Annotated in this window: 22 protein-coding genes; 20 read left to right on the top strand and 2 right to left on the bottom strand. The window is 57.6% G+C overall.

The features are described from left to right. Window positions 1-6 precede the first annotated feature (6 nt). The 18 genes from E308F_RS05060 to eno all read left to right on the top strand — a co-directional run bounded on the left by E308F_RS05060 (window position 7) and on the right by eno (window position 21781). Window positions 7-522: a TRAP transporter small permease subunit gene (locus E308F_RS05060; RefSeq protein WP_141263824.1), complete on the top strand. Its 516-nt coding sequence runs from the start codon at window positions 7-9 to the stop codon at window positions 520-522. After that, window positions 523-1845, top strand: coding sequence for a TRAP transporter large permease (locus tag E308F_RS05065; RefSeq protein ID WP_141263825.1), 1323 nt, complete (start codon window positions 523-525; stop codon window positions 1843-1845). Between the two features lie 57 nt (window positions 1846-1902). Further along, window positions 1903-2601 carry a DUF1638 domain-containing protein gene (locus E308F_RS05070; RefSeq protein WP_141263826.1) on the top strand — a complete coding sequence of 233 codons (699 nt, stop codon included), beginning with the start codon at window positions 1903-1905 and terminating at the stop codon, window positions 2599-2601. A gap of 257 nt (window positions 2602-2858) precedes the next feature. Beyond that, the gene (gene uvrA / locus E308F_RS05075; RefSeq protein ID WP_141263827.1) at window positions 2859-5774 is read left to right on the top strand and encodes an excinuclease ABC subunit UvrA; all 2916 of its coding nucleotides are present in this window, start codon (window positions 2859-2861) and stop codon (window positions 5772-5774) included. A 284-nt stretch (window positions 5775-6058) separates the two neighbouring features. Beyond that, window positions 6059-7900, top strand: a complete 1842-nt coding sequence (gene uvrC / locus E308F_RS05080; protein ID WP_141263828.1) for an excinuclease ABC subunit UvrC — start codon at window positions 6059-6061, stop codon at window positions 7898-7900. Further along, entirely contained in the window at window positions 7872-8684 is an 813-nt protein-coding gene (locus E308F_RS05085; RefSeq protein ID WP_141263829.1) for a Cof-type HAD-IIB family hydrolase, read from the top strand. Before uvrC ends, E308F_RS05085 begins: the two co-directional genes overlap by 29 nt. 3 nt (window positions 8685-8687) lie before the next feature. Continuing rightward, window positions 8688-9422, top strand: a complete 735-nt coding sequence (locus E308F_RS05090; protein ID WP_141263830.1) for a PHP domain-containing protein — start codon at window positions 8688-8690, stop codon at window positions 9420-9422. A gap of 23 nt (window positions 9423-9445) precedes the next feature. Next, window positions 9446-10345: an RNase adapter RapZ gene (rapZ, locus tag E308F_RS05095; RefSeq protein ID WP_141263831.1), complete on the top strand. Its 900-nt coding sequence runs from the start codon at window positions 9446-9448 to the stop codon at window positions 10343-10345. Between the two features lie 99 nt (window positions 10346-10444). Continuing rightward, window positions 10445-11785 (top strand): gluconeogenesis factor YvcK family protein, encoded by a 1341-nt coding sequence (locus tag E308F_RS05100; protein ID WP_141263832.1) that lies wholly within the window; start codon window positions 10445-10447, stop codon window positions 11783-11785. Between the two features lie 76 nt (window positions 11786-11861). After that, window positions 11862-12797, top strand: a complete 936-nt coding sequence (gene whiA, locus E308F_RS05105) for a DNA-binding protein WhiA (RefSeq protein WP_216364448.1) — start codon at window positions 11862-11864, stop codon at window positions 12795-12797. Beyond that, window positions 12769-13338 carry an acyltransferase gene (locus E308F_RS05110; RefSeq protein WP_141263833.1) on the top strand — a complete coding sequence of 190 codons (570 nt, stop codon included), beginning with the start codon at window positions 12769-12771 and terminating at the stop codon, window positions 13336-13338. The genes whiA and E308F_RS05110 overlap by 29 nt, the downstream gene beginning before the upstream one ends. Window positions 13339-13453: 115 nt before the next feature. Then, a complete protein-coding gene (locus E308F_RS05115) occupies window positions 13454-14059 on the top strand; it encodes a DUF1405 domain-containing protein (protein ID WP_141263834.1) in 606 nt (201 codons plus the stop codon). A 47-nt stretch (window positions 14060-14106) separates the two neighbouring features. Continuing rightward, window positions 14107-15492 (top strand): RNA polymerase factor sigma-54, encoded by a 1386-nt coding sequence (gene rpoN / locus E308F_RS05120; RefSeq protein ID WP_141263835.1) that lies wholly within the window; start codon window positions 14107-14109, stop codon window positions 15490-15492. A gap of 226 nt (window positions 15493-15718) precedes the next feature. After that, the gene (locus tag E308F_RS05125) at window positions 15719-16726 is read left to right on the top strand and encodes an ArsJ-associated glyceraldehyde-3-phosphate dehydrogenase (protein WP_141263836.1); all 1008 of its coding nucleotides are present in this window, start codon (window positions 15719-15721) and stop codon (window positions 16724-16726) included. A 172-nt stretch (window positions 16727-16898) separates the two neighbouring features. Further along, window positions 16899-18080 (top strand): phosphoglycerate kinase, encoded by a 1182-nt coding sequence (locus E308F_RS05130; RefSeq protein ID WP_141263837.1) that lies wholly within the window; start codon window positions 16899-16901, stop codon window positions 18078-18080. An 18-nt stretch (window positions 18081-18098) separates the two neighbouring features. Beyond that, window positions 18099-18851 (top strand): triose-phosphate isomerase, encoded by a 753-nt coding sequence (gene tpiA, locus E308F_RS05135; protein WP_141263838.1) that lies wholly within the window; start codon window positions 18099-18101, stop codon window positions 18849-18851. A 108-nt stretch (window positions 18852-18959) separates the two neighbouring features. After that, window positions 18960-20477: a 2,3-bisphosphoglycerate-independent phosphoglycerate mutase gene (gene gpmI / locus E308F_RS05140; protein ID WP_172613677.1), complete on the top strand. Its 1518-nt coding sequence runs from the start codon at window positions 18960-18962 to the stop codon at window positions 20475-20477. A gap of 17 nt (window positions 20478-20494) precedes the next feature. Further along, window positions 20495-21781 (top strand): phosphopyruvate hydratase, encoded by a 1287-nt coding sequence (gene eno, locus E308F_RS05145; protein WP_141263840.1) that lies wholly within the window; start codon window positions 20495-20497, stop codon window positions 21779-21781. A gap of 59 nt (window positions 21782-21840) precedes the next feature. Here the strand turns inward: eno and corA are convergent, their stop codons facing one another. Next, on the bottom strand, window positions 21841-22791 hold the full coding sequence (corA, locus tag E308F_RS05150) for a magnesium/cobalt transporter CorA (protein ID WP_141263841.1): 951 nt from the start codon (window positions 22789-22791) through the stop codon (window positions 21841-21843). Window positions 22792-22947: 156 nt separating this feature from the next. On the opposite strand from corA, the gene E308F_RS05155 reads away from it, so the two are divergent. Both E308F_RS05155 and E308F_RS05160 read left to right on the top strand, forming a co-directional pair. Next, window positions 22948-23184, top strand: coding sequence for a hypothetical protein (locus tag E308F_RS05155; RefSeq protein WP_141263842.1), 237 nt, complete (start codon window positions 22948-22950; stop codon window positions 23182-23184). After that, entirely contained in the window at window positions 23166-23966 is an 801-nt protein-coding gene (locus E308F_RS05160) for a DUF72 domain-containing protein (protein WP_141263843.1), read from the top strand. The genes E308F_RS05155 and E308F_RS05160 overlap by 19 nt, the downstream gene beginning before the upstream one ends. Here E308F_RS05160 and E308F_RS05165 read toward each other — a convergent pair. Further along, window positions 23963-24856: an MBL fold metallo-hydrolase gene (locus tag E308F_RS05165; protein WP_141263844.1), complete on the bottom strand. Its 894-nt coding sequence runs from the start codon at window positions 24854-24856 to the stop codon at window positions 23963-23965. The genes E308F_RS05160 and E308F_RS05165 overlap by 4 nt on opposite strands. Between the last annotated feature and the right edge of the window lie 276 nt (window positions 24857-25132).

Consider the following 25132-nt stretch of genomic DNA (forward strand, 5'->3'; position numbering starts at 1 on the left):
AAAAGCATGACTGGTAAGTTGGCTAAGGTCCTAAAAGCAATTGATTTCCTTAGCGAAAAAACAGGGAAACTATTTAGTTTCCTTATTCTCATAATGGTTGGCTTGGAGACCATTGAAGTTATAAGAAGGTATATTTTGCATTCACCTACCACCTGGGCCTGGGAAGTCGTGGTGTTACTTTATGGAGCCCATTTTATTACCGGCGGGGCATGGGTGCTTAAAGAAGGGGGACATGTTCGCACCGATATATTGTTCAGCCGCTTTTCGCCTAAGATGAAAGCTATTGTTGACTTGCTTCTGTTTGCAATTATTTTCTTCACTTTTGTTGGTGTGATGATATGGAAGTATTCCCTCCATGCAATTTATTCCTGGTCAATAAAAGAGACGACTTATACCATGTGGGCGCCTCCTTTTTACCCCTTGAAAACTGTGGTTGCCATAAGTTTCATCTTGTTAGGATTGCAAGGTTTGGCCAAATGGATTCGCGATCTAATTTTTGTTATTAAAGGGGAAGAAATTTAAATGACACCGTTAGAAACAATTTTAGTTGTAGGGATTATTTTCTTAATTGTTCTTTTTATGGGTCACCCCCTGGCATTTACCCTGGGTGGTTTGGGAATAATTTTTGGAGCAACATTGTGGGGTAACCCTGGAGTGCTCAATCTTTTTGTGCGCTCAACGAACAACTTGATAACCAGTATAGCTTATGCCAGTATTCCATTGTTTATCTTTATGGGTGCCGTTCTCGAGCGTTCCGGGGCTGCCGATGACCTTTTTGAATCTATGTACGTGATTCTCGGCAGGTTAAGGGGCGGTCTGGCGATAACTACGGTGGTCATTTGTACCCTATTGGCGGCCGCCTCCGGGATTATCGGTGCCTCCATCACCGTCATGGGCATGCTGGCCCTACCGTCCATGTTAAAGCACCGTTACAACCCCGAACTAGCAACCGGGACGATTATGGCGGCAGGGTGCCTAGGCACCCTCATTCCTCCCAGTATTATCTTGATAATTTACGGCGCCCAGGCCCAGATTTCCATCGGCAAACTTTTTGCCGGGGGTATTGGGGCCGGTTTAGTTCTTTCCGGCCTTTATATAATATATATTTTAGTACTCTGCCTTCTGAAGCCAAAATCAGGACCGGCAATAGCGCCGGAAGAGGCAGGCAGATATACCAGCCAACAAAAAATATTCATGGCTATAAAATCCATCCTGCCGACCTTGGGGCTCATTCTAATGGTTCTGGGCTCTATCCTGTTTGGAGTGGCCACACCCACGGAAGCAGCTGCCCTGGGGGCGGTGGGCGCGCTGCTCATAGCCGCCCTTCATCACCGGCTTAACTGGCAAATGGTAAAAGAAACGTCTTTTGCTACTATGAAAACGACAGCGATGATTATGTATATTATATTAACGGCGTCTATGTTTACTTCGGTCTTTTTAGGCCTCGGAGGCGGCCAGGTGATATCCAGCATTGTTAACGGACTCAATATGAATCGCTGGTTGATATTGTCCGTAATACTGTTTATCGTTTATATTATGGGTATGTTTATTGATTCTTACGGCGTTTTGCTTATAGGTGTTCCCATTTTTACGCCGGTAGTATATGCCCTGGGCTTTGATCCCATATGGTTTGCGATTTTGTTTGCCGTAATGATCCAGATGTCTTACCTTTCACCGCCATTCGCCTATGCCGTTTTCTATCTCCGGGGTATTGCACCAAAAGAAATAAGTACGGCCCAGTTGTACCGGGCGTGTTTTCCCTTCATAGCACTCCAGGTTATTAGTTTGATTATCTTGTCCCTCTTCCCGGCTATAATCACCTGGTTGCCCAGCAAGATAATGTAGAGGATATTATAAATAAATGGGAGAGATAACAGAACAATATTATTTCAGGAGGAGGCTATGAGCCCAGAAAATAAAGGAAGCTTTGACAGACGTATAATTGCCTGCGAAGTGTTGCGTTACGAAATGGAAAGCCTGGGGGTAAGGGAAGAGGAAGCCATATTTTTAAAGCAGGGCCTGCACCGGACCCCGGACCTGCTGCGGGCTACCATCCAGGAAAATATTGATCAATTAGAAGCCGGGGGTTACCGCGGCAGGATTATCCTGGGGTACGGGCTTTGTGGTAATGGCATCGCCGGTCTTAAAACCAGGTACTGCGACTTGGTATTTCCTGGAGCCAATGACTGCATTGACCTCCTCCTGGGTTCCTGCCAGGCCCGCCAGGAAGATACTTTGAAGGGCTACACCTACTACTTCAGCCCCGGCTGGGTCGCTTTTAGTGAGAACTCTTATACTGAATACCAGCGCTGCCTATCCCTTTATGGTGAGGAAACGGCCCGCTGGGTTATAGGCGAGATGCTCAAGGCCTATAAGCGGGTAACTTATATTGATACCGGTCTACAGTCTGGTGATGAAGATCGCCAGTTTGTCAGGTTATTTGCCACGATCTTTAATCTTATCCCGGATGAAATTCAAGGTAGCCTGGAGTGGCTGGCTCGCCTTTTACATGGCGAAGGCGACGATGTAATTAAAATTGCTCCTGGAACGGCAATTGAGGCCGATAAACTGGGGTTGGCAGGAAATATTCTGAGTCAGTGACAGGGTGAAAAGGCTAAGGCAGTTGTAAACTGATTTCGCGACCGGGTAAATACCCGGTCTTAATTTTTGTACGCTCATCAGATGCTATTAGAGGCGGGAGCTTACCGCCCCTCCATTCGATAGCAGTATCCTGATTATTCCCTCCAGGTATGCCCGTACTGGCGTTTATGGTATAATACTGGCGTGGAAGCAAGGTATTACCCTGGCCAGGTTTTACGCCTGGCGCAAGTCCAGTGAATTTCCCGAGGGGGTGTAGTATGGCCACCGATAAAATTGTCATCCAGGGGGCGCGGGCCCATAACCTGAAGAATATCAACGTCACTATCCCCCGGGATAAACTGGTAGTCATTACCGGCCTGTCGGGATCGGGGAAGTCTTCCCTGGCCTTTGATACCATTTATGCCGAGGGGCAGCGCCGTTATGTCGAGTCCCTTTCTTCTTATGCCCGGCAGTTCTTAGGCCAGATGGACAAACCTGACGTTGACTTAATCGAGGGACTCTCCCCGGCCATATCCATCGACCAGAAAACGGCCAGCCATAATCCACGCTCCACGGTAGGCACGGTGACGGAAATCTACGACTACCTGCGGCTGCTTTTTGCCCATATCGGCCGCGCCCATTGCCCCCGGTGCGGCCGGCCCATTACGCCCCAGACGGTTTCCCAGATGGTGGACCGTCTCCTGGCTTACCCGGAAGGGACCCGTTTCCAGATAATGGCCCCCATTGTCCGGGGCCGCAAGGGGGAATACCGCAACGTCCTGGAGGAGATTCGCAGGCAGGGCTACGTGCGCGTCCGTGTTGATGGCGAGATCCGGGAAACGAGCGAGACTATCAACCTGGCTAAGAATAAAAAACATACCATAGAAGTAATCGTGGACCGCCTCCAGGTGCGGCCGGGGGTGGCCACGCGCCTGGCCGAATCCCTGGAAACGGCCTTAAAGCTTGCCGATGGTATTGTCCTTATCGATATCGTCGGCCAGGAAGAGCTGCTTTTAAGCGAGAAATTCGCCTGCATCGAGTGCGGCATCAGCCTGCCGGAAATCACGCCGCGTCTTTTTTCTTTTAATAATCCCTACGGCGCCTGCCCGGCGTGTACCGGCTTGGGTGTAACCATGAAGGTCGATCCCGACCTGGTCCTTCCTGATCGCGACCTGACCTTAAGGGAAGGGGCCATTGCGCCCTGGAGCCGCAGCAATAACGGCTACCAGCAGATACTGGAGTGCCTGGCCGAACACTACGGTTTCAGCCTGGACGTGCCCGTGCGGGAGCTCAAGCCGGAGCACCTGCAGGTCATCCTTTACGGCTCCGGGCAGGAGCGGATTAAATTCCGCTACACCAACCGTTTTGGCGACCGGCGCACTTACGAAGCTCCCTTTGAGGGGGTCATCCCCAATCTCGAGCGGCGCTACCAGGAAACCCAGTCGGAGTGGTCGCGGGCGGAGATTGAAAACTATATGAGCCAGCAGCCCTGCCCGGCCTGCAAGGGGGCGCGGCTGAAACCGGAAGCCCTGGCCGTCCGGGTGGGGGGGCTTAACATCTGCGAAGTCGCGGCCCTGAATGTCCGGGCGGCTGCCGGGTTTTTGCGCAGTTTAAATTTAAGCGAACGCGAGGAGATAATCGCCCGCCAGATTTTAAAAGAAATCCTGGCCCGGCTGCAGTTCTTGCTGGATGTTGGCCTGGACTACCTGACCCTGGACCGGGCGGCGGCCACCCTCTCCGGGGGAGAAGCCCAGCGCATCCGCCTGGCCACCCAGATCGGGTCGCAGCTCATGGGGGTCCTGTACATCCTGGACGAGCCCAGCATCGGCCTGCACCAGCGGGACAACGCCCGCCTCATTGCCACCTTGAAACGCTTGCGGGATCTGGGCAACACGGTCATCGTCGTCGAGCACGACGAGGATACCATGCGGGCCGCCGACTATATCATCGACATCGGTCCCGGGGCCGGCGAGCAGGGCGGCCGGGTGGTGGCGGCCGGTACCCCGGCAGAGGTAATGGCCAATCCCCGCTCCCTCACCGGCCAGTATTTAAGCGGCCGGCGGCGTATCCCGGTGCCGGCAAGGCGGCGCCGGCCGGGCGACAAATGGTTGACCGTTAAAGGCGCCCGCGAGCACAACCTGAAAAATATCGACGTCAGCTTTCCCCTGGGCCTGTTTATCGGCGTTACCGGTGTTTCCGGCTCCGGCAAGAGCACCCTGGTCAACGAGATCCTCTACCGGGCCCTGGCCCAGCGCTTGAACGGTGCCCGGACTAACCCGGGGGCCTTTGCGGCCATTACCGGCACCGAGCACCTGGACAAGGTCATCGAGGTGGACCAGTCGCCCATCGGCCGGACGCCGCGCTCTAACCCGGCCACCTATACCGGTATCTTTGACGATATCCGCGCCCTTTTCGCGGCCACCCCGGAAGCCCGTGCCCGGGGCTACAAACCGGGGCGCTTTAGCTTTAATGTCAAGGGCGGCCGCTGCGAGGCCTGCGGCGGCGATGGCATTATAAAGATTGAGATGCATTTTCTGCCCGACGTTTATGTACCCTGTGAAGTCTGCCAGGGGAAGCGTTATAACCGGGAGACCCTGGCCATAAAATACAAGGGCAAATCCATTGCCGACGTCCTGGCTATGACAGTGGACGAGGCGGCGGAATTCTTTGCCGCCATTCCCCGCCTGCACCGGCGCCTCGCCACCCTCCAGGACGTGGGCCTGGGCTATATAACCCTGGGCCAACCGGCCACCACCCTTTCCGGCGGGGAAGCCCAGCGGGTGAAGCTGGCGGCGGAACTGGCCCGGCGCAGCACCGGCCGGACCATGTACATCCTGGACGAGCCCACCACTGGTTTGCACATGGCCGACATCGAGCGGTTGCTGAACGTCCTGCAGCGCCTGGTGGATGCCGGCAATACGGTGGTGGTTATCGAGCACAACCTGGATGTCATCAAGTCGGTGGACTATATCATCGACCTGGGCCCCGAGGGCGGCGAGGGCGGCGGCCGGGTGGTGGCCGCCGGCACTCCGGAAGAGGTCTGCCGGGTGGCGGAATCCTATACCGGCCAGTTCCTGGCCCCTGTCCTGGAGCGGGATAAAGAGAGGCAGGCGGGCCGGGACCTGGAAGGAAGCCCGGAGCACCGGCCTCCGGGCGGGCATCAGGACCTGCCCCGGGTAGTAGGGCAAGAATAGTTCAGGAATCATCAAAACTGGGTGGAGCCCCTGCTAGCGAGCGAAGAAAAATGTAGAAGGCGTGCTTCTGTTGGGAGCGAGCGACTTGGCCCGAGTGGTAAAGCGGCCTTGGCGAAGCTGAAGAGCGAGGGCGGGGCCGAGGACAGGATGTCCGAGGCCGGCCTCTGAGGCAAGGACGCCGAATAGGCCGGGAACCCCGCCCGAGCCGGAGGCTGAGCCTTAGGCCGCTCCATGAAGGCCACGGAGCGAGCCACAACAGAAGCACGCCTGAAAGAAGGGATACCATGGACCTGGAGGAGAAACTGGCGCGCCTGCCGGATCACCCCGGCGTCTACCTCATGCGCGACGCCAAAGGCGAGATCATTTATGTCGGCAAGGCCGCTTCCCTGAAAAACCGGGTGCGCTCCTATTTCCGCGGCCAGCACCCGCCGCGGACGCAGGTCTTAGTCAGCCATATTGCCGACTTTGAATATATCCTGACGGATAACGAAGTCGAGGCCCTGATTCTAGAGTGCAACCTGATTAAAGAACACCGGCCGCGGTACAACGTCAGTTTAAAGGACGACAAAAGCTACCCTTATATCAAAATTACCACCCAGGAACAGTTTCCCCGGCTGCAGATCACCCGCTCCCTGGTCCGGGACGGCTCCCGCTACTTCGGCCCCTATACCAACGTGGGGGCTTTGCGGGAAACCTTAAAACTCCTGCGCGGCCTTTTTCCGGTACGCACCTGCCGGGAGACGCCCCTGCAGCACCGCAGCCGGCCCTGCCTCAACGCCCATATTAACCGCTGCCTGGCTCCCTGCAGCGGTAAGGTCAGCCCGGAGGCCTACCGGGAAGCGGTTGACAATATTATCCTGTTCCTGGAAGGGAAGCATACCACCCTGGTAAAGGAATTAAAGGAAAAGATGGAAGCCGCCGCCGAACGACTGGAATTTGAAAAGGCAGCTAGGCTCAGGGACCAGCTGCGGGCGGTGCAGGAAGTCTGTGCCCGCCAGAAAATTACTGACGCCGGCGGCGATGATGCCGATGCCGTAGCTTTCGCCCGGGAAGGGGAAGCGGCCCTGGGCCTCATCTTCTTCAGCCGGGGGGGTAAGGTTATCGGCCGCGACCATTTTTTCCTTACGGGGACAGAGGGCTTATCCCGGGGCGAAATTATGGCAGCCCTGCTGAAAGAATATTACAGCCGGGGGGTGGAAATTCCGCCGCAAATCCTCCTCCATGACGAACCGGATGACGCCGCCACCATCGCCAGCTGGCTGGGCCGGCTGCGCGGCGGCCGGGTCGAGTTGAAGGTACCCAAACGGGGCAGCAAGTTAAAGCTTTTGCAGCTGGTCCATGAAAATGCCGTCAGCCTCCTCCAGGAGCACCTCCTGGCCCGCCAGCGCCAGGAGGAAGGTGGCAAGGCGGCCCTGATGGAACTGCAACAGGCCCTTGGCCTGCCGCGGTTGCCGCGGCGCATGGAAGCCTATGATATTTCCAACTTCCAGGGGAGCAGCCCGGTGGGGGCCATGGCTGTCTTTGTGGACGGCCGGCCGTTGACGTCGGCCTACCGCCGCTTCCAGATCAAGACGGTCAAAGGCCCCAATGACTTTGCCTCCCTTCAGGAGGTTTTAAGCCGGCGTTTCCGCCGCGCCGCCGGGCAGGACCCGCGTTTTGCCGAGTTGCCTGATTTCGTCCTGATTGATGGTGGCCTGGGCCAGCTTCACGCCGCCCGGGAGGTGATGGCGGCCATGGGTGTGGCGGCCATTCCCACCTTTGCCCTGGCCAAGGAGGAGGAACTGCTGTTCCGGGAGGGCAGCCCCGAACCGGTACGCCTGCCCCGGGATAGCCGGGCCCTGCAGCTCTTGCAGCACCTGCGGGATGAGGTGCACCGCTTTGCCATTACCTACCACCGCCAGAAACGGGAAAAGGGCGCCTACCGCTCGGTGCTGGATGACATTCCCGGCGTAGGTCCCAAACGCAAAAGAGCCCTGCTGCGCCATTTTGGGTCTGTTACCAGGATAAGCCAGGCAACTTTAGAAGAACTGCTGGCCGTAGAGGGGATGAACCGGGCAGTAGCGGCCCGCATCCTGGAAGGCCTGGGGAGGAAAAATAATGGGGAGAATCCGGCTGGTAGCCCTTGACCTGGACGGGACGCTGTTAACTGACGATTTGGTTATTGAGCCGCGGGCTAAAGAAGCCATAAAGAGAGTCCGGGAAAAGGGCATAACTGTAACCCTGGCTACGGGGCGCATGTTCAGCTCGGCCAGGCCCTACGCCGTGGAGCTGGGCCTGGATTTGCCGCTTATTATTTACCACGGCGCCCAGGTGCGCCACTCAGGGACGGGGGCAATCCTTTTTGAGCGCACCATTCCTTTGGACCTGGCCCGGTGTCTAATCACGCACATTCGCCAGTTTGGTTATGCCTATAACGTTTACCTGGATGACCGGCTCTATGTAGATAAGGTTCAGGCCGAGAATGAAGAATATGCCTGGCGGGCCGGGGTGGATTTACACCAGGTAGAGGATATGCTAACCTTTCTCCAGGAGGAGAAAAGAAGGCCCCTGAAGATCGTCGCCCTCCGTGACGGCCCGGAACTGGAGCCCCTGGAAGCCGCCATCCGGCGGGACGTGGGGGAGGGGGTCTACCTCACCCGGTCACTGCCCCATTACCTGGAAATGCTCAACCCCGAGGCCAATAAGGCCCGGGGACTCCAGGCCCTGGCGGACCGGGAAGGTATCCGGCCGGAAGAGATCATGGTATTTGGTGACAGCTACAACGATCTCCAGATGTTCCGCTATGCCGGCCTGGCGGTGGCCATGGCCAACGCTCCGGCGGAAGTCCGGGCGGCCGCCGATTATGTCACCGGCAGCAATAACGACGGCGGTGTGGCCCGGGCTCTGGAGAAATTTATCCTGGGAGGTTGACCTTTGCTCCAGTCCTTCCGGGCTGATTACCATGTACATACCCGGCGCAGCGACGGCCGGGCGAGCACCCGGGCTATGGTGGCGGCGGCCCGCCGGGCCGGGCTGGAGGAAGTGGCCCTGACCGACCACGGCCCGCGTAATATCGGGGTGGGCGTCAATGCCGCCGGCGTATTCCTACGCCTGAAAAGGAAAGTGGCGACCTGGGAGTCCCCGGGTATCCGGGTGCTGGTGGGTGCCGAGGCCAATATTGTCGGTATAAGCGGGGAAATAGACATCCCGGCCGTCGTTTACCGGCAGCTGGACCTCCTGCTGGTGGGGCTCCATCCCTATGTCCTGCCCCGGGACTGGCCGGCAGCCCGCGACCTGGTGCTGGCCAACCAGCTCCAGGGACGCAGCCGCCGCTGGCGGGAAAGGGCCGTGGAGGCCAACACGCGGGCTTTAATGGCGGCCATGGAAAAGCACCCTGTCTTTTGCCTCACCCACCCGGGCCTGGGGATGCCGGTGGATATTGAGCCCCTGGCCCGCGCCTGTGCCCGTACCGGTACCCTGTGGGAGGTAAATACCGGCCACCTTTACCAGCGGCCGCAAGAGCTGGCCCGGGCCGCCCGCTGCGGGGTGAAATTTGTCGTCAACAGCGACGCCCACCAGCCCGCCACTGTGGGCCGCCTGGAAGAGGGGTGGCAACTCCTGCGCGCCGCCGGGGTACCCCCGGAGCAGGTAATAAACTTGCGTCATTGATGCTTTTAAGGGAGGGGAGATTAGTGACGGCAAGCAACTATCCTCGTCTCGTCATTGTAACCGGCCTTTCCGGCGCCGGCAAGACCCAGGCTGTGCGCTGCCTGGAAGACCTGGGCTTTTTCTGCGTTGACAACCTGCCCCCCTCCCTGATACCAGGGCTGGTTGATCTCCTGGGGCAACCCGCCAAAGAAGGGGAAGGGATAAACAAGGTAGCCCTGGTTATGGACATCCGCGGCGGCCAGTTTTTTGACGGCCTGGAGGAAGCCCTGGCTTACCTGGACGGCCGGGGTATTCCCTACGAGATCCTTTTCCTGGAGGCGGCCGATGAAATCCTGGTGCGGCGCTATAAAGAAACCCGGCGCCGTCACCCCCTCTCCAGCGGCGGCCAGATTTTAGAAGGCATTATTGCCGAACGGCGGCGCCTGGAAGAGCTGCGGGGTCGGGCCAGCAAGATCATCGATACTTCCGAACTGACGCCGCGCCAGCTTAAAGAGCAGGTAAGCGAACTTTTCGGCGACAGCCGGCGGCAGCTGGTGATTAATATTATTTCCTTTGGCTATAAATACGGCATCCCCCTGGATGCCGATCTGGTTATGGATGTGCGCTTTTTGCCCAATCCTTTTTATAACCCCGCCTTACGCCCCTTTACCGGTCATGATCGCTGTGTGGCCGAGTTTGTCATGTCGGCCCCGGAGGCGCGGCAGTTTATCGAACAGTTTGCCGCCCTCCTACGCTTCCTGATCCCCTATTACCAACAGGAGGGCAAGTCCCACCTGGTCATTGCCATTGGCTGTACCGGCGGTCAGCACCGCTCGGTAACCCTGGCCAATAAACTGGGAGAAATACTCCGGGGCGATAATTACGACGTAGTAGTCAAGCACCGGGATGTAGTGCGTTATCTGAGCAGTGGTAGCAGGAGGTAGGAAGGCGGCGCAGGAGCCAGACCCCGGGCTGCCTGGCAAGGGTAAAGGTAGCGAGGGACAAAAAGGCCGGGCCCGTATAATATTTGGGAGGGGTGAAAGGTGGAGGGTTTAAAATGGCTTTACCCGGGTTTAAAAATTAAACGCTGGCTGCTGCTGGCTGCCGTGGGCCTATTTTTGTTGGTTTCCGGGTTGACAGTTATCCTGGGGGTTACTTTATTAGCCTCGGCGGAAAGGGGCGTTACCTGGTTTATCCTCCATACCCTGGGGGCCCTGGGATCACCTTTACTGGGAGGGGTGGCGGCTGCCGGTCTGGGCGTGGCCCTTATCGTTCTGGGGCTCCAGCGCCTGGCCGGCTCGGTTTTTAAGGTCCTGCTGCCCGGCAATACCGGTAATCCCTGGCAACTTTTTTACCGGCGCCAGTACCTGGCGAAAGGCCCCCATATAGTAGCTATCGGCGGGGGCACGGGGCTGGCCGTCCTCCTGCGGGGGCTTAAAAAGTACACCCGGAATCTCACGGCCATTGTAACGGTGGCCGACGACGGCGGCAGCTCCGGCCGCCTGCGCCAGGAGTTAAAAATCCCGCCACCGGGGGATATTCGCAACTGCCTGGTGGCCCTGGCCGATACCGAAAGCCTTATGGAGGAACTGTTCAGTTACCGCTTCCGCCAGGGCGAGGGCCTGGCCGGTCACAGCCTGGGAAATCTTCTCTTGGCGGCCATGACGGATATGGCCGGCGATTTTGACCGGGCCATCCAGGAACTGGCCCGGGTGCTGGCGGTTGGCGGCCGGGTTATTCCCTCCACTACCAGCTACGTCGTCCTGGGAGCCGAAATGGCTGATGGTACTACCATCCTGGGGGAAAGCAATATCCCCCGGGCCGGCAAGCAGATTAAAAGGGTGTTTTTACAGCCGTCCACCTGCCGGCCGCCGGCCGTCGCCCTGGAAGCCATCGCCAGGGCTGATGCCATTATTATCGGCCCTGGGAGTCTCTACACTAGTGTCCTGCCCAATTTACTGGTGCGCGATTTGACGGAGGCCCTGCGCCAGGCCCGGGCACCGGTGTTTTATGTTTGCAATATCATGACCCAGCCGGGGGAAACTGACGGCTATACAGTTGCCGATCACCTGCAGGCTATTATTGATCACTGCGGCCCCGGCCTGGTGGATGTAGTTATTGCCCATCGCGGCCCTATTTCCCGCGGCGCCTTAAGGCGCTACGGCGAAAAGGGGGCGCGCCCGGTCCCGATCAATGGACCGGCGGTGGCCAGGATGGGTGTTGAGCTGCGTACGGGCTGGCTGGTGGACGAGACCCATTTGGTCCGGCACCACCCTGAACGCCTGGCCGGCCTGATTATGGAAGAGTTTTACCGCCACCATTCCCGGCGCCGGCAGCGTTTTGGTTATCTGATCCGGGAGAAGTTTCGTAACCTGGGCGTTTAAGCAGTGCCTTATGCTCACTGCCTCCTTTTCCCTTCCTGGCTCACATTGCTAACCTCGCAATTACGGAGTGGGGCTTATGGCCATATCTTTCTCCCATGAAACTAAAGAAGAACTGGCCCGGGTGAAAAAACAACGGCCCTGTTGTGCTGAGGCTGAATTGGTAGCCATTTTACGCCTGGGTAAACCGGCCCCTTTACCAGGAGAAGAGGGAATCCTGCTGGCAACCACCCACGCGGCCATAGCCAGGAGGGTTTACTCCCTGGCCAGGGCGGTGCTGGGCCTGCCGGTCCAGGTAAATACCGAGCGCCGGAGTGGTAAAGGCCGGCCGGTTTTTAAGGTCATAACTCCGGCCGGCAAAGAAGCATTAAGGGCCTGGCTGGCCGCCAGGAACTGGGTGCCGGCGCACCAATGTTGCCGGGTCGCTTACCTCCGGGGTACCTTCCTGGTAACCGGCTCTGTCAATAAACCGTCGGCAACCCATCACCTGGAATTTCTCGTCGAAGGGGACGAGGAAGCTGCCCGCCTCCAGGACATTATGCAGCAGCTGGAGCTCCAGCCCCGTCTCAGCCGCCGCCAGCGCGGGCTGGTCCTTTACCTCAAAGACAGCGAGCAAATTGTCCGGGCTTTAAGCCTGATGGGGGCTCATAGTGCCGTCCTGGCTTATGAGAACGTCCTCATTTTTAAAGAAATGCGTAACCGGGTCAATCGCCTGGTAAACTGCGAGACGGCCAACTTGAGCAAGACCGTAGAGACGGGTTTACGCCAGGCAGAAAATATTCGCTACCTGGTGGCTACCCTGGGCTGGGAGGGATTACCTGCCGGCCTGCAGGAGATAGCTGCGTTACGTCTCCAGCACCCGGAAGCAAGTTTAAAGGAGCTGGGGGAAATGCTGGTACCACCGGTAGGGAAGTCAGGGGTCAACCACCGCCTGCGTCGTCTGGAATATTTAACCAGGCAGGTGCGGGCCCGGAGGGGGAGGACAGATGCGGCGAACGACAACCTGCCCTGTTAGCGGGCATAACGCCATGGCCACCTGGCGCCAGGTTGCCCCTTTTTGGCGCGTAGCCTGGAATTTTTTTTGGATTGAACTCAGCCGCTTTTTACCCTTTTTGCGTCTGAAAAACTGGCTATTACGCCACCTGGTGGGGATGGATGTAGCGCCGACGGCTGCCATAGGGGTTATGGCCATGCCGGATATCTTAAGGCCGGATCTCATTCATATTGGCCCCGAGAGTATTATTGGTTATAATGTCACTATTCTGACCCATGAGTTTTTGCCCCGCGCCTTCCGCCTGGGGGCAGTGGAAATTGGCGCCTGGGTTCTCATTGGCGCCAATGCCACCATTTTACCAGGGGTGCGCATTGGCGACGGAGCTATTGTCGGAGCCGGAGCGGTAGTTACCCGGGATGTCCCGGCAGGGACCATGGTCGGCGGCGTCCCGGCGCGGGTGATAGGCAGGGTGGATGGTGATACCCGGGCATCTCGCCCGGGGCCGCCTTTTTCTCTGGAACAAGACCCTCATGCCGCTAACGCGGCACCATCAGAAGGATGAAAATAACGGGCTGGCATTTGTTTGGAGCGAGCAAAAACAATGCCAGCCTGGAGCGAAGTTATTTTCAGGGTAGAAACTGCTCCCTGGAAGGAGATGACCGGTGGGGAGGAAGACAATGGGAAATAACTGGTTAAAGCGCCTTCTCTGGGAAGCACCCTACCAGAACTGGTTCTTGATAACCCTGGCGGTTGTCAATCTCCTGGGATCGATTTATGGTTACTACTGGTACCGGGAGCAGCTGGCCAGTACTCCTTTAATATGGTGGCCCTTTACCCCCGACAGCCCCCTGGCGACAACCCTTTTCGGCCTGGCCCTCATCATGGCTTGCTACCGCCGGGAAAGCGGCCTGCTGCGGGTGGTGGCAGCTGCGGCTGTGATTAAATACGGGCTGTGGGCAGTAGTAATAATCAGTGACTACTGGCTGTCGGGGGCACCGGTGACGTTGGTAGAGGCCGGCCTGTGGCTCTCTCACCTGGGTATGATGGTTGAAGGCTTCCTCTTCCTGCGGCACTGGCCGGTCGCTCCCTGGCAGCTGGCCCTGGTGGTCCTGTGGCTGGGGATAAATGACTTCGTTGACTATAGCCTGGGGATGCACCCGTACCTCTTCAGCCCCGGCCAGGAAAGCCTGGCCCTGGTAACGGCCGCCGGCTTAAGCCTGGCTTTAAGCATTTACTTGGCCTGGATAATAAATTGGTCCCGCGGGCAGGAAAAACAGCGGTAAGGGACGAATAGTATAAATTAAAAATATTTGCCGGGAGGAGGAGAGCGGTGCGCGAACGCCTGGGCCTTAACCTGGAACAGACGCAAAAGCTAATCATGACACCGGAACTGCGCCAGGCCATTGTTGTCCTGCAGCTCTCCACCCTGGAGCTGGCTGAATACGTCCAGCAGGAACTACAGGAAAACCCATTACTGGAATTAAGGGATGAAGAAGAAGTTGCTGCAACCGATGAAGTGGTAGATGACCCGGAATCCTTTGAGATTGACTGGCAGGAATATTTCCAGGACGGCAGCGACCTGGGTTATGTCAGCGTTCCCAGGGAGGAACGTCCGGAATGGAATTACCAGAACTTCCTGACCGGCCAGCCCACCCTGCAGGATCATCTTCTGCTCCAGCTAAAAATAGCGGCCACCTCAACCCGCGAGCTGGAGATTGGCACCTTTTTAATCGGCAATTTAGACGCTAACGGCTACCTGAAGATTAGCCTCAAGGAAGCAGCCGCCTGTTTAAAGGTTTCCCCTGCGGCCGTCTGGCGGGTACTGCAGTTAATCCAGCGTTTTGACCCCCCGGGGGTAGGAGCCAGGAATCTTACGGAGTGCCTCCTGCTCCAGCTGCGCCAGCGGAAAGACGCTCCGCCGGCAGCAGAAAAAATTATCCGGTATTTTTTAACCGATGTCGCCGGAGGACGGCTGAAGCGGATTGCCCGGCGCCTGAACTTGAGTCTCCCGGAAGTCCAGGCGGTGGTAGATTATATTCGTACCCTGGACCCCAAGCCCGGCCGCTCCTTTGGCGGCGGCCAGGAGAACCGCTATATTGTACCCGATGTAATCATTGAGCGGGTCGGCGGGGATTACGTGGTTCTGGTCAATGACCTGGCCATGCCGCGGCTGGGCATCAACCCTCTTTACCAGGCCTTAATGCGCCAGGATGGAAGCTGCGACCAGGCAACCCGGCGTTTTATAGAAAGCAAGCTCAATGCCGCGGCCTGGCTTATTCGCAGCCTGGAACAGCGCCGGCTGACCCTTTACCGGGTGGTCAACTGCCTGGTGCAGGAGCAGCGGGAATTCCTGGATAAAGGCTTAAAATACCTGAAACCTCTGACCATGCGCCAGGTAGCCGCCTCCTTAGGCATCCATGAATCGACCGTCAGCCGCGCGACGGCGAATAAGTATGTCCAGACGCCATGGGGAGTGTTTGAATTAAAATTTTTCTTTGCCAGCGGTGTAGCAAAAAAAGGCGGTGCTGCCGCCGCCGAAAGTATCAAAAGAATAATTGCTGAAGCCATCAGCCGGGAGGATACCACCAATCCCCTTACGGACATACAGTTGCAGGAACTGCTGCAGCAGCAGGGTATCAAGATTTCCCGGCGGACGGTAGCCAAGTACCGCGACGAGCTGGGTATCCCGGCGGCAGCCAAGAGAAAACGTTATTAGAACTTTCAGGGGACAGGCGCTCCTTGAAACTTTAATTGTGTCTATTTTCAGAGGAGGATTTTAGCGATTTGTGTTGAATAGTGACTAAAGTTACAAGCCGTGTTATAATCATAAATTCTCCTTACCTATGGTATAATAACGTTGGTTTAGCTGGAAAAAGTGGCAAGGATTGATTGCTCCTGAGGAGCCATTCTTGCAATAATACTAGAAGGAGGAATAATACATAATGGCAGTAAGGGTAGGTATTAACGGCTTCGGGCGTATCGGCCGCCTGGTGTTTCGGGCTTCCCTGGAGAAACCCGAACTGGAAGTTGTAGCCATCAATGACATCACCGACGTCCAGACCAATGCCCACCTGTTGAAGTATGACTCCGTCCATGGTCGCCTCAATGCCTCCGTTGAGGCCCGGGAAGACAGCATTGTTGTCAACGGCCGCTCCATTAAGGTCACAGCCGAACGGGATCCGGCCAAACTCCCCTGGAAGGAACTAGGTGTAGACATTGTCATTGAATCTACCGGTGTCTTTACCGATGCCACCAAAGCGGCGGCCCACCGCCAGGCAGGGGCCAAAAAGGTCATTATTACCGCCCCGGCCAAAAACGAAGATATCACCATCGTCATGGGTGTCAACAATGACAAGTACGATCCCGCCCAGCACCATATTGTTTCCAATGCCTCCTGCACCACCAACTGTCTGGCCCCGGTAGCCAAGGTGCTCCACGAAAACTTTACTATCCTGCGGGGCCTGATGACTACCGCCCATTCCTATACCAACGACCAGCGCATCCTTGACCTGACCCATAAGGACCTGCGGCGGGCGCGGGCCGGTGCCCTTTCCATAATTCCCACCACCACCGGCGCTGCCAAGGCTATTGGCCTGGTTTTACCCGAACTGAAGGGTAAGCTGAACGGCCTGGCCATGCGGGTGCCGACCCCCAACGTTTCCGTCGTGGACCTGGTAGTGGACCTGGAAAAACCAGCTACAGTTGAAAGCATCAATGCCGCCCTGAAGGCCGCCGCCGAGGGTCCCCTGCAGGGCATCCTGGGTTACTGCGAAGAACCCCTGGTTTCCCGCGACTTCAACGGCGATCCGCGTTCCTCCATTGTCGATGCCCTGTCCACCATGGTTATCGATGGCACCCTGGCCAAGGTGGTGGCCTGGTACGACAACGAATGGGCCTACTCCAAACGGGTCGTCGACCTGGCGGCCTTTATGGCTGCTAAAGGGCTGTAAAGGGACGGTCGCCGTAAGGCGGCCGTTTCGCATGCCGGGGCAATTAGGGTAGCATAATGAAGAAGTAGGAGGGCACAATCCCCTCTCCCCGGTGCCAGCCCCTCATGGGGGCTGGCACCCCCGCCATCGAACCATGAATTGTAGAATATTATTTTCCGAGGAGGTTTGACTGGTGGCCAAGTTAACCCTGAAAGACCTGGATCTCCATAATAAACGCGTCCTGGTACGGGTCGACTTCAACGTTCCCCTGGAGGCAGGCCGGGTAACGGATAACACCCGCATCCGGGCGGCCCTGCCGACCATCCAGTATCTTATTGACCACGGCGCCCGGGTAATCCTCATGTCCCACCTGGGGCGCCCCAAGGGCAAAGTCAAGGAAGAGCTGCGTCTGGACCCGGTGGCCAGAGAGCTGGAAGGCCTCCTCGGCCGGCCGGTACATAAGGTCAACGATTGTATTGGCCCTGAAGTGGAGGCCGCGGTAGCGGCTCTAAAACCCGGCGAGGTTCTCCTCCTGGAAAACCTGCGCTTTTACCCGGAAGAAGAGAAAAACGACCCTGAATTTGCCAGGAAGCTGGCCTCCCTGGCCGACCTTTACGTCAACGACGCCTTCGGCGCCGCCCACCGAGCCCATGCTTCCACGGAAGGGGTGGCCCACTACCTGCCGGCGGCGGCCGGGTTCCTGCTGCAGAAGGAAATCGAAACCCTGGGCAAGGCCTTGGCCGACCCGGAACGGCCCTTTGTGGCCATTATCGGCGGGGCCAAGGTATCCGACAAGATCAGCGTTATCCGTAACCTCCTTACCAAAGTGGATACCCTGATTATCGGCGGCGGCATGGCCAATACCTTCCTGCGGGCGAAAGGTTATGCCATGGGCAGGTCCCTGGTGGAAGAGGATCAGGTCCCCCTGGCGCAAGAGCTTATGGCCACGGCAGAGCAGCAGGGGGTAAAAATGCTGTTGCCTCGGGACCTGGTGGTGGCCCAGGAGTTCAAGGCCGATGCCCCCCACCAGGTAGTGGCTGCCAGCGCCGTCCCCGACGGCTGGATGGCCCTGGACATCGGCCCCGAAACGGCGCAGGATTTTGCCAATGCTTTGACCGGTGCCCGGACCGTCGTCTGGAACGGGCCCATGGGCGTCTTTGAAATGGAACCCTTTGCTCACGGCACCGAGGCTGTGGCCCGGGCTGTGGCGGCCGTGGACGGCATGACCATCGTCGGCGGCGGGGACTCGGTGGCTGCGGTAGAAAAGGTAGGCGTGGCGGCAAAAATAGGACACATTTCCACCGGCGGCGGCGCCTCCCTGGAATTCCTGGAAGGCAAGGCCCTTCCCGGGGTAGTGGCCCTAACGGAAAAATAGGGTGAGGGAGTGATTAACTTGCGCCGACCAATTATTGCCGGCAACTGGAAGATGCATAATACGACTGAAAAGGCCAGGGAGCTGGTTACCCTGCTAAGGCCCTTGGTAGGAGCCACCGACGTGGAAGTAGTCGTCTGCCCGCCCTTCACGGCCATAGCGGCAACAGTCAATGCCGCTGCCGGTTCCAATATCTCGGTAGGCGCCCAGGACCTTTTCTGGGAAGACTGGGGCGCCTATACCGGTGAAGTGTCCGGCCCCATGCTGAAGGATCTGGGTTGCCGTTATGTGATTATCGGCCATTCGGAGCGCCGCCAGTATTTTGGCGAGACTGATGCCACCGTCAATAAAAAGCTCCATGCCGCCCTGCGCCACGGTCTGGTCCCCATCGTGTGCGTCGGCGAAACCCTGGCCGAAAGGGAAGCCGGTAAAACCCTGGACGTGGTCCGCCGCCAGGTCCAGGAGGGTTTGAAGGGGCTGGAACCGGACCAGGTGGCAACCCTGGTGGTGGCCTATGAACCCGTCTGGGCCATTGGTACCGGCCGGACGGCTACGGCAGCCGACGCCCAGGAGGTCATCGCCTTTATCCGAGAGACTTTACGGGCCATGTATGGCGAAAAGGCGCAGGCCACCCGCATCCAGTACGGGGGCAGCGTCAAGCCGGAAAATATTGCCGAACTCATGGCCCAGCCGGATATTGACGGCGCCCTGGTAGGGGGCGCCAGCCTGGACGCCATATCCTTTGCAGCCATAGTCAACTACAAGGAACACTAGCCTGAAGAGGGAGGACCGGGCGGTGCCCGTGGTGCCGCCTATCCCGTAACTCCCCAATAAAAGTAGGGAACAGGAGAAGTTATCTTGGTAAATGTTAATCGTCCTTTAATGTTAATGATCCTCGACGGTTTCGGTCTGGGTCACCCGGGGGAAGGCAATGCCATCAGCCGGGGCCGCTTGCCCAATTACCGCCGGCTGCTGGCCGCATACCCCCATACCCGCCTCCAGGCTTCCGGGGAAGCCGTGGGCCTGCCGGCAGGCCAGATGGGCAATTCCGAAGTAGGACACCTGAATATCGGCGCCGGCCGCATTGTCTACCAGGAATTAACCCGCATAAGCCGGGCCATCCGCGACGGTTCCTTTTTTACCAATGAAGTGCTCCTCAAGGCCGTGCGGGCGGCGAAGGAACGGGACGGTGCCCTGCACCTGATGGGCCTGGTCTCAGACGGCGGCGTCCACAGCCACCTGGAGCACCTTTATGCCCTCCTGGAACTGGCCCAAAGGGAGGGAGTGGAGCAAGTCTACATCCATGCCTTCCTGGACGGCCGCGATGTACCCCCGGCCAGTGCCGCCGGGTACCTGGAGCAGGTGGAGGCCGAGTGCCGGGAACGGGGGATAGGGGCTATCGCTAGCATCATGGGCCGTTATTATGCCATGGACCGGGACCGGCGCTGGGAGCGGACGGAGCGCGCCTACCGGGCCCTGGTGTTGGGGGAAGGGCACCGGTTCCCTTCGGCGGCGGCGGCCATCCAGGCTTCCTATGACCGGGACATTACCGATGAATTCGTGGAACCTTCCGTAATCACCCGCGAAGGCAGGCCCCTGGCGCTGGTCCGGGATAAAGACAGCGTGATTTTCTTTAACTTCCGCGCCGACCGGGCGCGGCAGCTGACCCGGGCCTTTGTGGACGGGGAGTTTGAACCCTTTGACCGCCCCGGCGGGCGCCTGGACATCCAGTTTGTCTGCCTGACCCAGTACGACGTCACCATCCCGGCGCCGGTAGCCTTCCCGCCCCAGGTTTTGACCAACGTCCTGGGCGAGGTCATAGCCAATAACGGACTGAAGCAGCTACGCATTGCCGAGACGGAAAAGTACGCCCACGTCACCTTCTTCTTTAACGGTGGCGTGGAAGAACCCTTCCCCGGCGAAGACCGCTTGCTCATTCCTTCACCCAAAGTGGCCACCTATGATCAAAAACCTTCCATGAGCGCCAGGGAAGTTACGGATGCTGTCCTGGAACGCCTGGACAGGTACGACTTTATCGTCTTAAACTTTGCCAATCCCGATATGGTCGGCCATACCGGCGACCTGGCAGCGGCCATTGCTGCCGTGGAAACGGTGGACGAGTGTATCGGCCGCATTGCCGCGGCCATGGAGGAACGCCGGGCGCCGCTCCTGGTGACGGCCGACCACGGCAACGCCGAAGAAATGCGGGAACCCAACGGCGAGCCCCATACGGCCCACACCAGCAATCTTGTACCCTTTATCCTGGTCGATGCCGGCTACCGGGACGCTACCTTAAGGGAAGGGGCTCTGGAGGACGTGGCCCCAACGGTACTGGACATTCTGGGGCTGCCCCAGCCGGTGGAGATGACAGGGAAAAGTTTGATAGAAAAAGCAAGTTAATACGGAGGTGCTTCTTAGTGACCATTATCAACGATATCTACGCGCGGGAGATCCTCGATTCCCGCGGCAACCCCACCGTAGAGGTGGAGGTATTCCTGGAAGGCGGCGGATGGGGCCGGGCGGCCGTGCCCTCGGGGGCTTCCACGGGGGCCTATGAAGCCGTAGAGCTCCGGGATAAAGACGAAAAACGCTACTTTGGTAAAGGTGTCCTGGACGCCGTCAACAACGTCAATGCCATCATCGCCCCGGAACTGGTGGGCATGGATGCCCTGGACCAGCGGGAAGTAGACCGGCAGCTCATCGAGCTGGACGGCACCCCCAACAAGAGCAAGCTGGGGGCCAATGCCATACTCGGGGTTTCCCTGGCCGTGGCCAAAGCGGCAGCCGATGCCCTAGGCCTACCCCTGTACCGTTACCTGGGCGGGGTCAATGCCCATACCCTGCCGGTGCCCATGATGAACATTTTAAACGGCGGCAAACACGCTGATAACAACGTCGACATCCAGGAGTTCATGGTCATGCCGGCCGGTGCCAGCACTTTTGCTGAAGCGCTTCGCATGGGCGCCGAGGTCTTCCACAGCCTGAAGGCCGTCTTGAAGGCTAAAGGGCTGGGTACGGCTGTCGGCGATGAAGGCGGCTTTGCCCCCGATTTGCGTTCCAATGTGGAAGCTATCGAAGTAATCCTGGAAGCCATAACCAAAGCCGGCTATGAGCCGGGTAAAGACTGCTTTATTGCCCTGGACCCGGCTTCCACGGAGCTTTACCGGGACGGCAAATATGTCTTTGCCGGCGAAGGCGTCACCCGCACCAGCGCGGAGATGATCGACTTCTGGGCCGATCTGGTAGAGAAGTACCCCATTATCTCCATCGAAGACGGCCTGGCCGAGGACGACTGGGAGGGCTGGCAGGAGCTTACCAAACGCCTGGGCCATAAAGTCCAGCTGGTGGGCGACGACCTCTTTGTTACCAATACGGAACGCCTGCACCGCGGCATAGAGACGGGTGCGGCCAATGCCATACTCATCAAGGTCAACCAGATCGGTACCCTGACGGAAACCCTGGAAGCCATTGAGATGGCCAAGAAAGCCGGCTACACGGCCGTTGTCTCCCACCGTTCCGGAGAAACGGAAGATACCACCATCGCCGACATTGTAGTGGCCGTAAACGCCGGCCAGATCAAGACCGGCGCTCCCTCCCGCACCGACCGGGTGGCCAAGTACAACCAGCTCCTGCGTATTGAAGAAGAGCTGGACGCCGCCGCCCTCTACCCGGGCCTGAAGGCCTTCTACAACCTGAGGAAGTAGCTTCCTTTAGGAAAAAGAAACCCCGGCGTGGTAAGCCATGACCGGGGTTTAATATATCCTCAGAACCAGCCCTTGCGCCGGAAGAAAAAGAGCATTACCCCGGCCAGCATGGCCATGACCCCTAGGACGGTAAAATAGCCGTAGCGCCATTCCAGCTCCGGCATGTAGCGGAAATTCATACCGTAGATGCCGGCGATGAGGGTTAAAGGCATCATTATCGTAGTAATTACCGTCAGGACCTTCATGATTTCATTGAGGCGGTTGGAGGTCAGGGAAAGGTAGATTTCCAGGGTGGAGCTGGCCAGGTCATGGAAGGTTTCCACCTGGTCGATGAGGCGCAGCATTTCGTTGTAGATATCCAGGAAAAAGACCCGGTTTTCCGGTTTTACCAGCTTGAACTCGGGATAGGCCAGGAGGTTCAAAATATCCCGCTGGGCGCCAAGAATTTTGCGCAGTTTAATGGCCTGGCGCCTTAAGGTAAAGACTTGATTGAGAATCTGCCGGGTGGGCCGGCGGAAGACTTCCTCCTCCAGGTATTCGATTTTGCCTTCGGTGCGGTCAAAAAAGGTAAAAAAGGTTTCTGTCAGGGGTTCGAGCAGGCTGTAAAGGATAAAGTCGGTGCCTTTCTGGAAAAGCTGCGGGTCCTGGCGGTACTGGCGCCAGAGTTTAGTTACGAACTCCAGTTCTTCCTGGTGGACGGTAACGATATACCTGGGCCCCAGGAAGACATTGAGAGCCGTAGTCAGGGAACGCTGGCCGGCCTTTACGCAGCGCAGGGTGAGGAAGGCATATTCATCATACTGGGCGATTCCGGGCCGGTAGTGGGGGTGACGGCAATCTTCTACGGCCAGGGGGTGAAAATGGAAGAGGTCCGTCAAGAGGTCCAGTTCCGCCGGGGCCGGCTGTACCAGGTCCAGCCAGGTAAACTCCTCGCTCTGCCGGGGCTGGAAACCAGGGGGCAGATTTTTCCTCAGTCCCTGTTGCGGGTGAAAAATTAAGAGGCGCTGCATGCAAATCACCTGTAGCCGGGTTTTCTTTAGTTTACCACAGGAGCGGCTGACAAGTACCGGGTTACTGAAATATTTTCCCTGACAATATTGTTCCGGCGGGGGAGAGGGTGTTAAAATGGTAGCAGGGGTAATTAAAATCACGGGGAAGAGAAGCTATTGTCCAAACGTACTGCGGGTATAAGCTTACTGGCTATTGCCGCTTTTCTCCATGGGATTCACTACCTGGCGGCCGCCATCTTCGCTTCGGGAGTATCATCCTGGAGTAAAGATCTATTCCGTTCTATGCTCGGCTATACAGCTCCCGGCCTTGCTGGCTGGGCTAAAATAGCCCTGGCAGTGGGAATTATTTACTTATTTTGGGCGGAAGTTGAAGCATGGCGGCAAAAAAAGTAGCTACATCCATATACATCGGCACCTCCGGCTACAGCTACCGCGACTGGGTGGGCTATTTTTACCCGCCAGGGCTGGCGGCGAAAGATATGCTGCCTTATTACGCCCGGGAATTTAACTTTACCGAGGTCAATTCCTCCTTTTATGCCCTGCCGCGGCCCCAGAACCTGGAGCAGATGGCCCGCAGGGTGCCGCAGGGGTTCATCTTTGCCGTCAAGGCCTACCGTACCCTGACCCATGAACGGGGCGTCAGCCTGGCCAGCGACAGCCGGCAGTTGCGCCAGGCTCTCCAGCCCCTGGTGGACCGGGGCCAGCTGGGGGCCGTCCTGCTCCAGTTCCCCTTTTCTTTCCGCAATAACCAGGCCAACCGCGAGCATTTAACCAGGCTGAAAGAACTTTTACCCGACCTCCCCCTGGTGGTGGAATTTCGCCACAACAGCTGGGTGAATGACGCCGTTTGGGATTTCTTACAGCGTCACGAACTAGCCTATACCTGTGTCGATGAACCGGCCTTGCCGGGATTGGTGGGGCCGGTGGTCCGCTGTACGGCGGCAGTGGCCTACGTCCGTTTTCACGGCCGCAATGCGGAAAAGTGGTGGCGGCATAAAGAGGCCTACGAGCGCTATGATTACCTTTATAAAGAAGCAGAGCTAAAAGAATGGTTACCGGGCATAGCTTACCTGGCCGGCCGGGCGCGCCAGGTCTTTGTGGCCTTTAACAACCACTACCACTCCCAGGCAGTAACCAACGCCAGGATGCTGAAGGAATTACTGGCCGGGGTTTAAAGGATGTAAAAGTAAAGCCTCCCCTTTTCCAGGGTGCAGGCAACACGGTCCTGGTCCTTCAGATAGCTTAAAAATGCCGACACGCTGGTCAGGTTGAGGAAGTACTGGGGAATGTCCATAGAGATATTCACCTGGACGGCCAGCTCTGCCAGCAGGTCTTCCCGGGTCAGGGGCCGGGCCAGGAGTTCGGTAATCATGTCCAGGCAGGCATGAATTTGCCGGCGGTTTTCCGCCAGGACGGGGGCCGGGTCGGTAATAACCTCCGGGCTGTGGGCCGGCAGTAAATACTTAATCTCCAGGTCGGTGAGACACTCCAGGGTGGTCAGCTGGGCCTTGATGTCCTGCAGGTAGGGTAAAGGATATTTGGCCAGGATGGCCGGATGAAAGACAGCATCGCCGCTAAAAAGGACACCATCGGGGGTCAGGAAAGCCAGGTGGCCGGCGGTATGACCCGGGGTGGCGATGGCCTGGAGGCGCTGGTCCAGGAGCTTCAAAGGGCCGGGAGCAATGGTACCGTCGACCTCCACCGGCCGGGCGACTAAAAGGGGGATTTTAATTTCCGCCAAAGGCTGAGCACCGTACAGGGTTTTTACTCCCAGCAGGTTATCTTCCATAAATATTTTTTCCCCGGTGGAAGCCAGGATTTTCAGGCCGGGATAAAATTCCTTTAACAGCCGGTGGGCGCCACAGTGATCGGCGTGGCCGTGGGTGGTCAGGAGGTATTTGGGTTTGAGGCCGCTGGCCGCCAGAGCGTCCTTGATTTTATGGGCAATGGTATTGTTGATTCCCGAATCTATCAACAGGCAGTAACCGCTTTTAGTACTATACACGCCTGCATTGGTGGCGCCGGGGATATAGTAGGTATGGCCATGAATTTTTACCAGTTCCACCCTGCTAGTTTTCCTTTCCGGTATAGTGGTAACAGCGCTACTGCATTATTTTAACATATTTACATTCGCAGGGGGAAATTACCGGAGGGCATAAAAAAAGTGCCTTCTGGCACTAATCGTTAATGGAGACAAAGTCTTTACAATAACCATCTGCGTTACGAGGCGGGTAGATGAGGCCACAGCAGTTGTTGTCTAAGCAGTGTATACATTCTGTCATTTCACACGGTATACTTTTACTGCTTTGGGTAAGAGCCCTCATAACCTTTTGTCCCTCGC

The sequence above is a fragment of the Moorella sp. E308F genome (genome assembly GCF_006538365.1).
Classification (GTDB): domain Bacteria; phylum Bacillota; class DSM-521; order Neomoorellales; family Neomoorellaceae; genus Neomoorella.

What these genes read in the sequence shown, in the direction of transcription:
- E308F_RS05060 (WP_141263824.1), top strand. Translation starts at nt 7, where the DNA reads ATGACTGGTAAGTTGGCTAAGGTCCTAAAAGCAATTGATTTCCTTAGC.
- E308F_RS05065 (WP_141263825.1), top strand. Translation starts at nt 523, where the DNA reads ATGACACCGTTAGAAACAATTTTAGTTGTAGGGATTATTTTCTTAATT.
- E308F_RS05070 (WP_141263826.1), top strand. Translation starts at nt 1,903, where the DNA reads ATGAGCCCAGAAAATAAAGGAAGCTTTGACAGACGTATAATTGCCTGC.
- uvrA (WP_141263827.1), top strand. Translation starts at nt 2,859, where the DNA reads ATGGCCACCGATAAAATTGTCATCCAGGGGGCGCGGGCCCATAACCTG.
- uvrC (WP_141263828.1), top strand. Translation starts at nt 6,059, where the DNA reads ATGGACCTGGAGGAGAAACTGGCGCGCCTGCCGGATCACCCCGGCGTC.
- E308F_RS05085 (WP_141263829.1), top strand. Translation starts at nt 7,872, where the DNA reads ATGGGGAGAATCCGGCTGGTAGCCCTTGACCTGGACGGGACGCTGTTA.
- whiA (WP_216364448.1), top strand. Translation starts at nt 11,862, where the DNA reads ATGGCCATATCTTTCTCCCATGAAACTAAAGAAGAACTGGCCCGGGTG.
- E308F_RS05110 (WP_141263833.1), top strand. Translation starts at nt 12,769, where the DNA reads ATGCGGCGAACGACAACCTGCCCTGTTAGCGGGCATAACGCCATGGCC.
- E308F_RS05115 (WP_141263834.1), top strand. Translation starts at nt 13,454, where the DNA reads ATGGGAAATAACTGGTTAAAGCGCCTTCTCTGGGAAGCACCCTACCAG.
- E308F_RS05125 (WP_141263836.1), top strand. Translation starts at nt 15,719, where the DNA reads ATGGCAGTAAGGGTAGGTATTAACGGCTTCGGGCGTATCGGCCGCCTG.
- gpmI (WP_172613677.1), top strand. Translation starts at nt 18,960, where the DNA reads ATGTTAATGATCCTCGACGGTTTCGGTCTGGGTCACCCGGGGGAAGGC.
- corA (WP_141263841.1), bottom strand. Translation starts at nt 22,791, where the DNA reads ATGCAGCGCCTCTTAATTTTTCACCCGCAACAGGGACTGAGGAAAAAT.
- E308F_RS05160 (WP_141263843.1), top strand. Translation starts at nt 23,166, where the DNA reads ATGGCGGCAAAAAAAGTAGCTACATCCATATACATCGGCACCTCCGGC.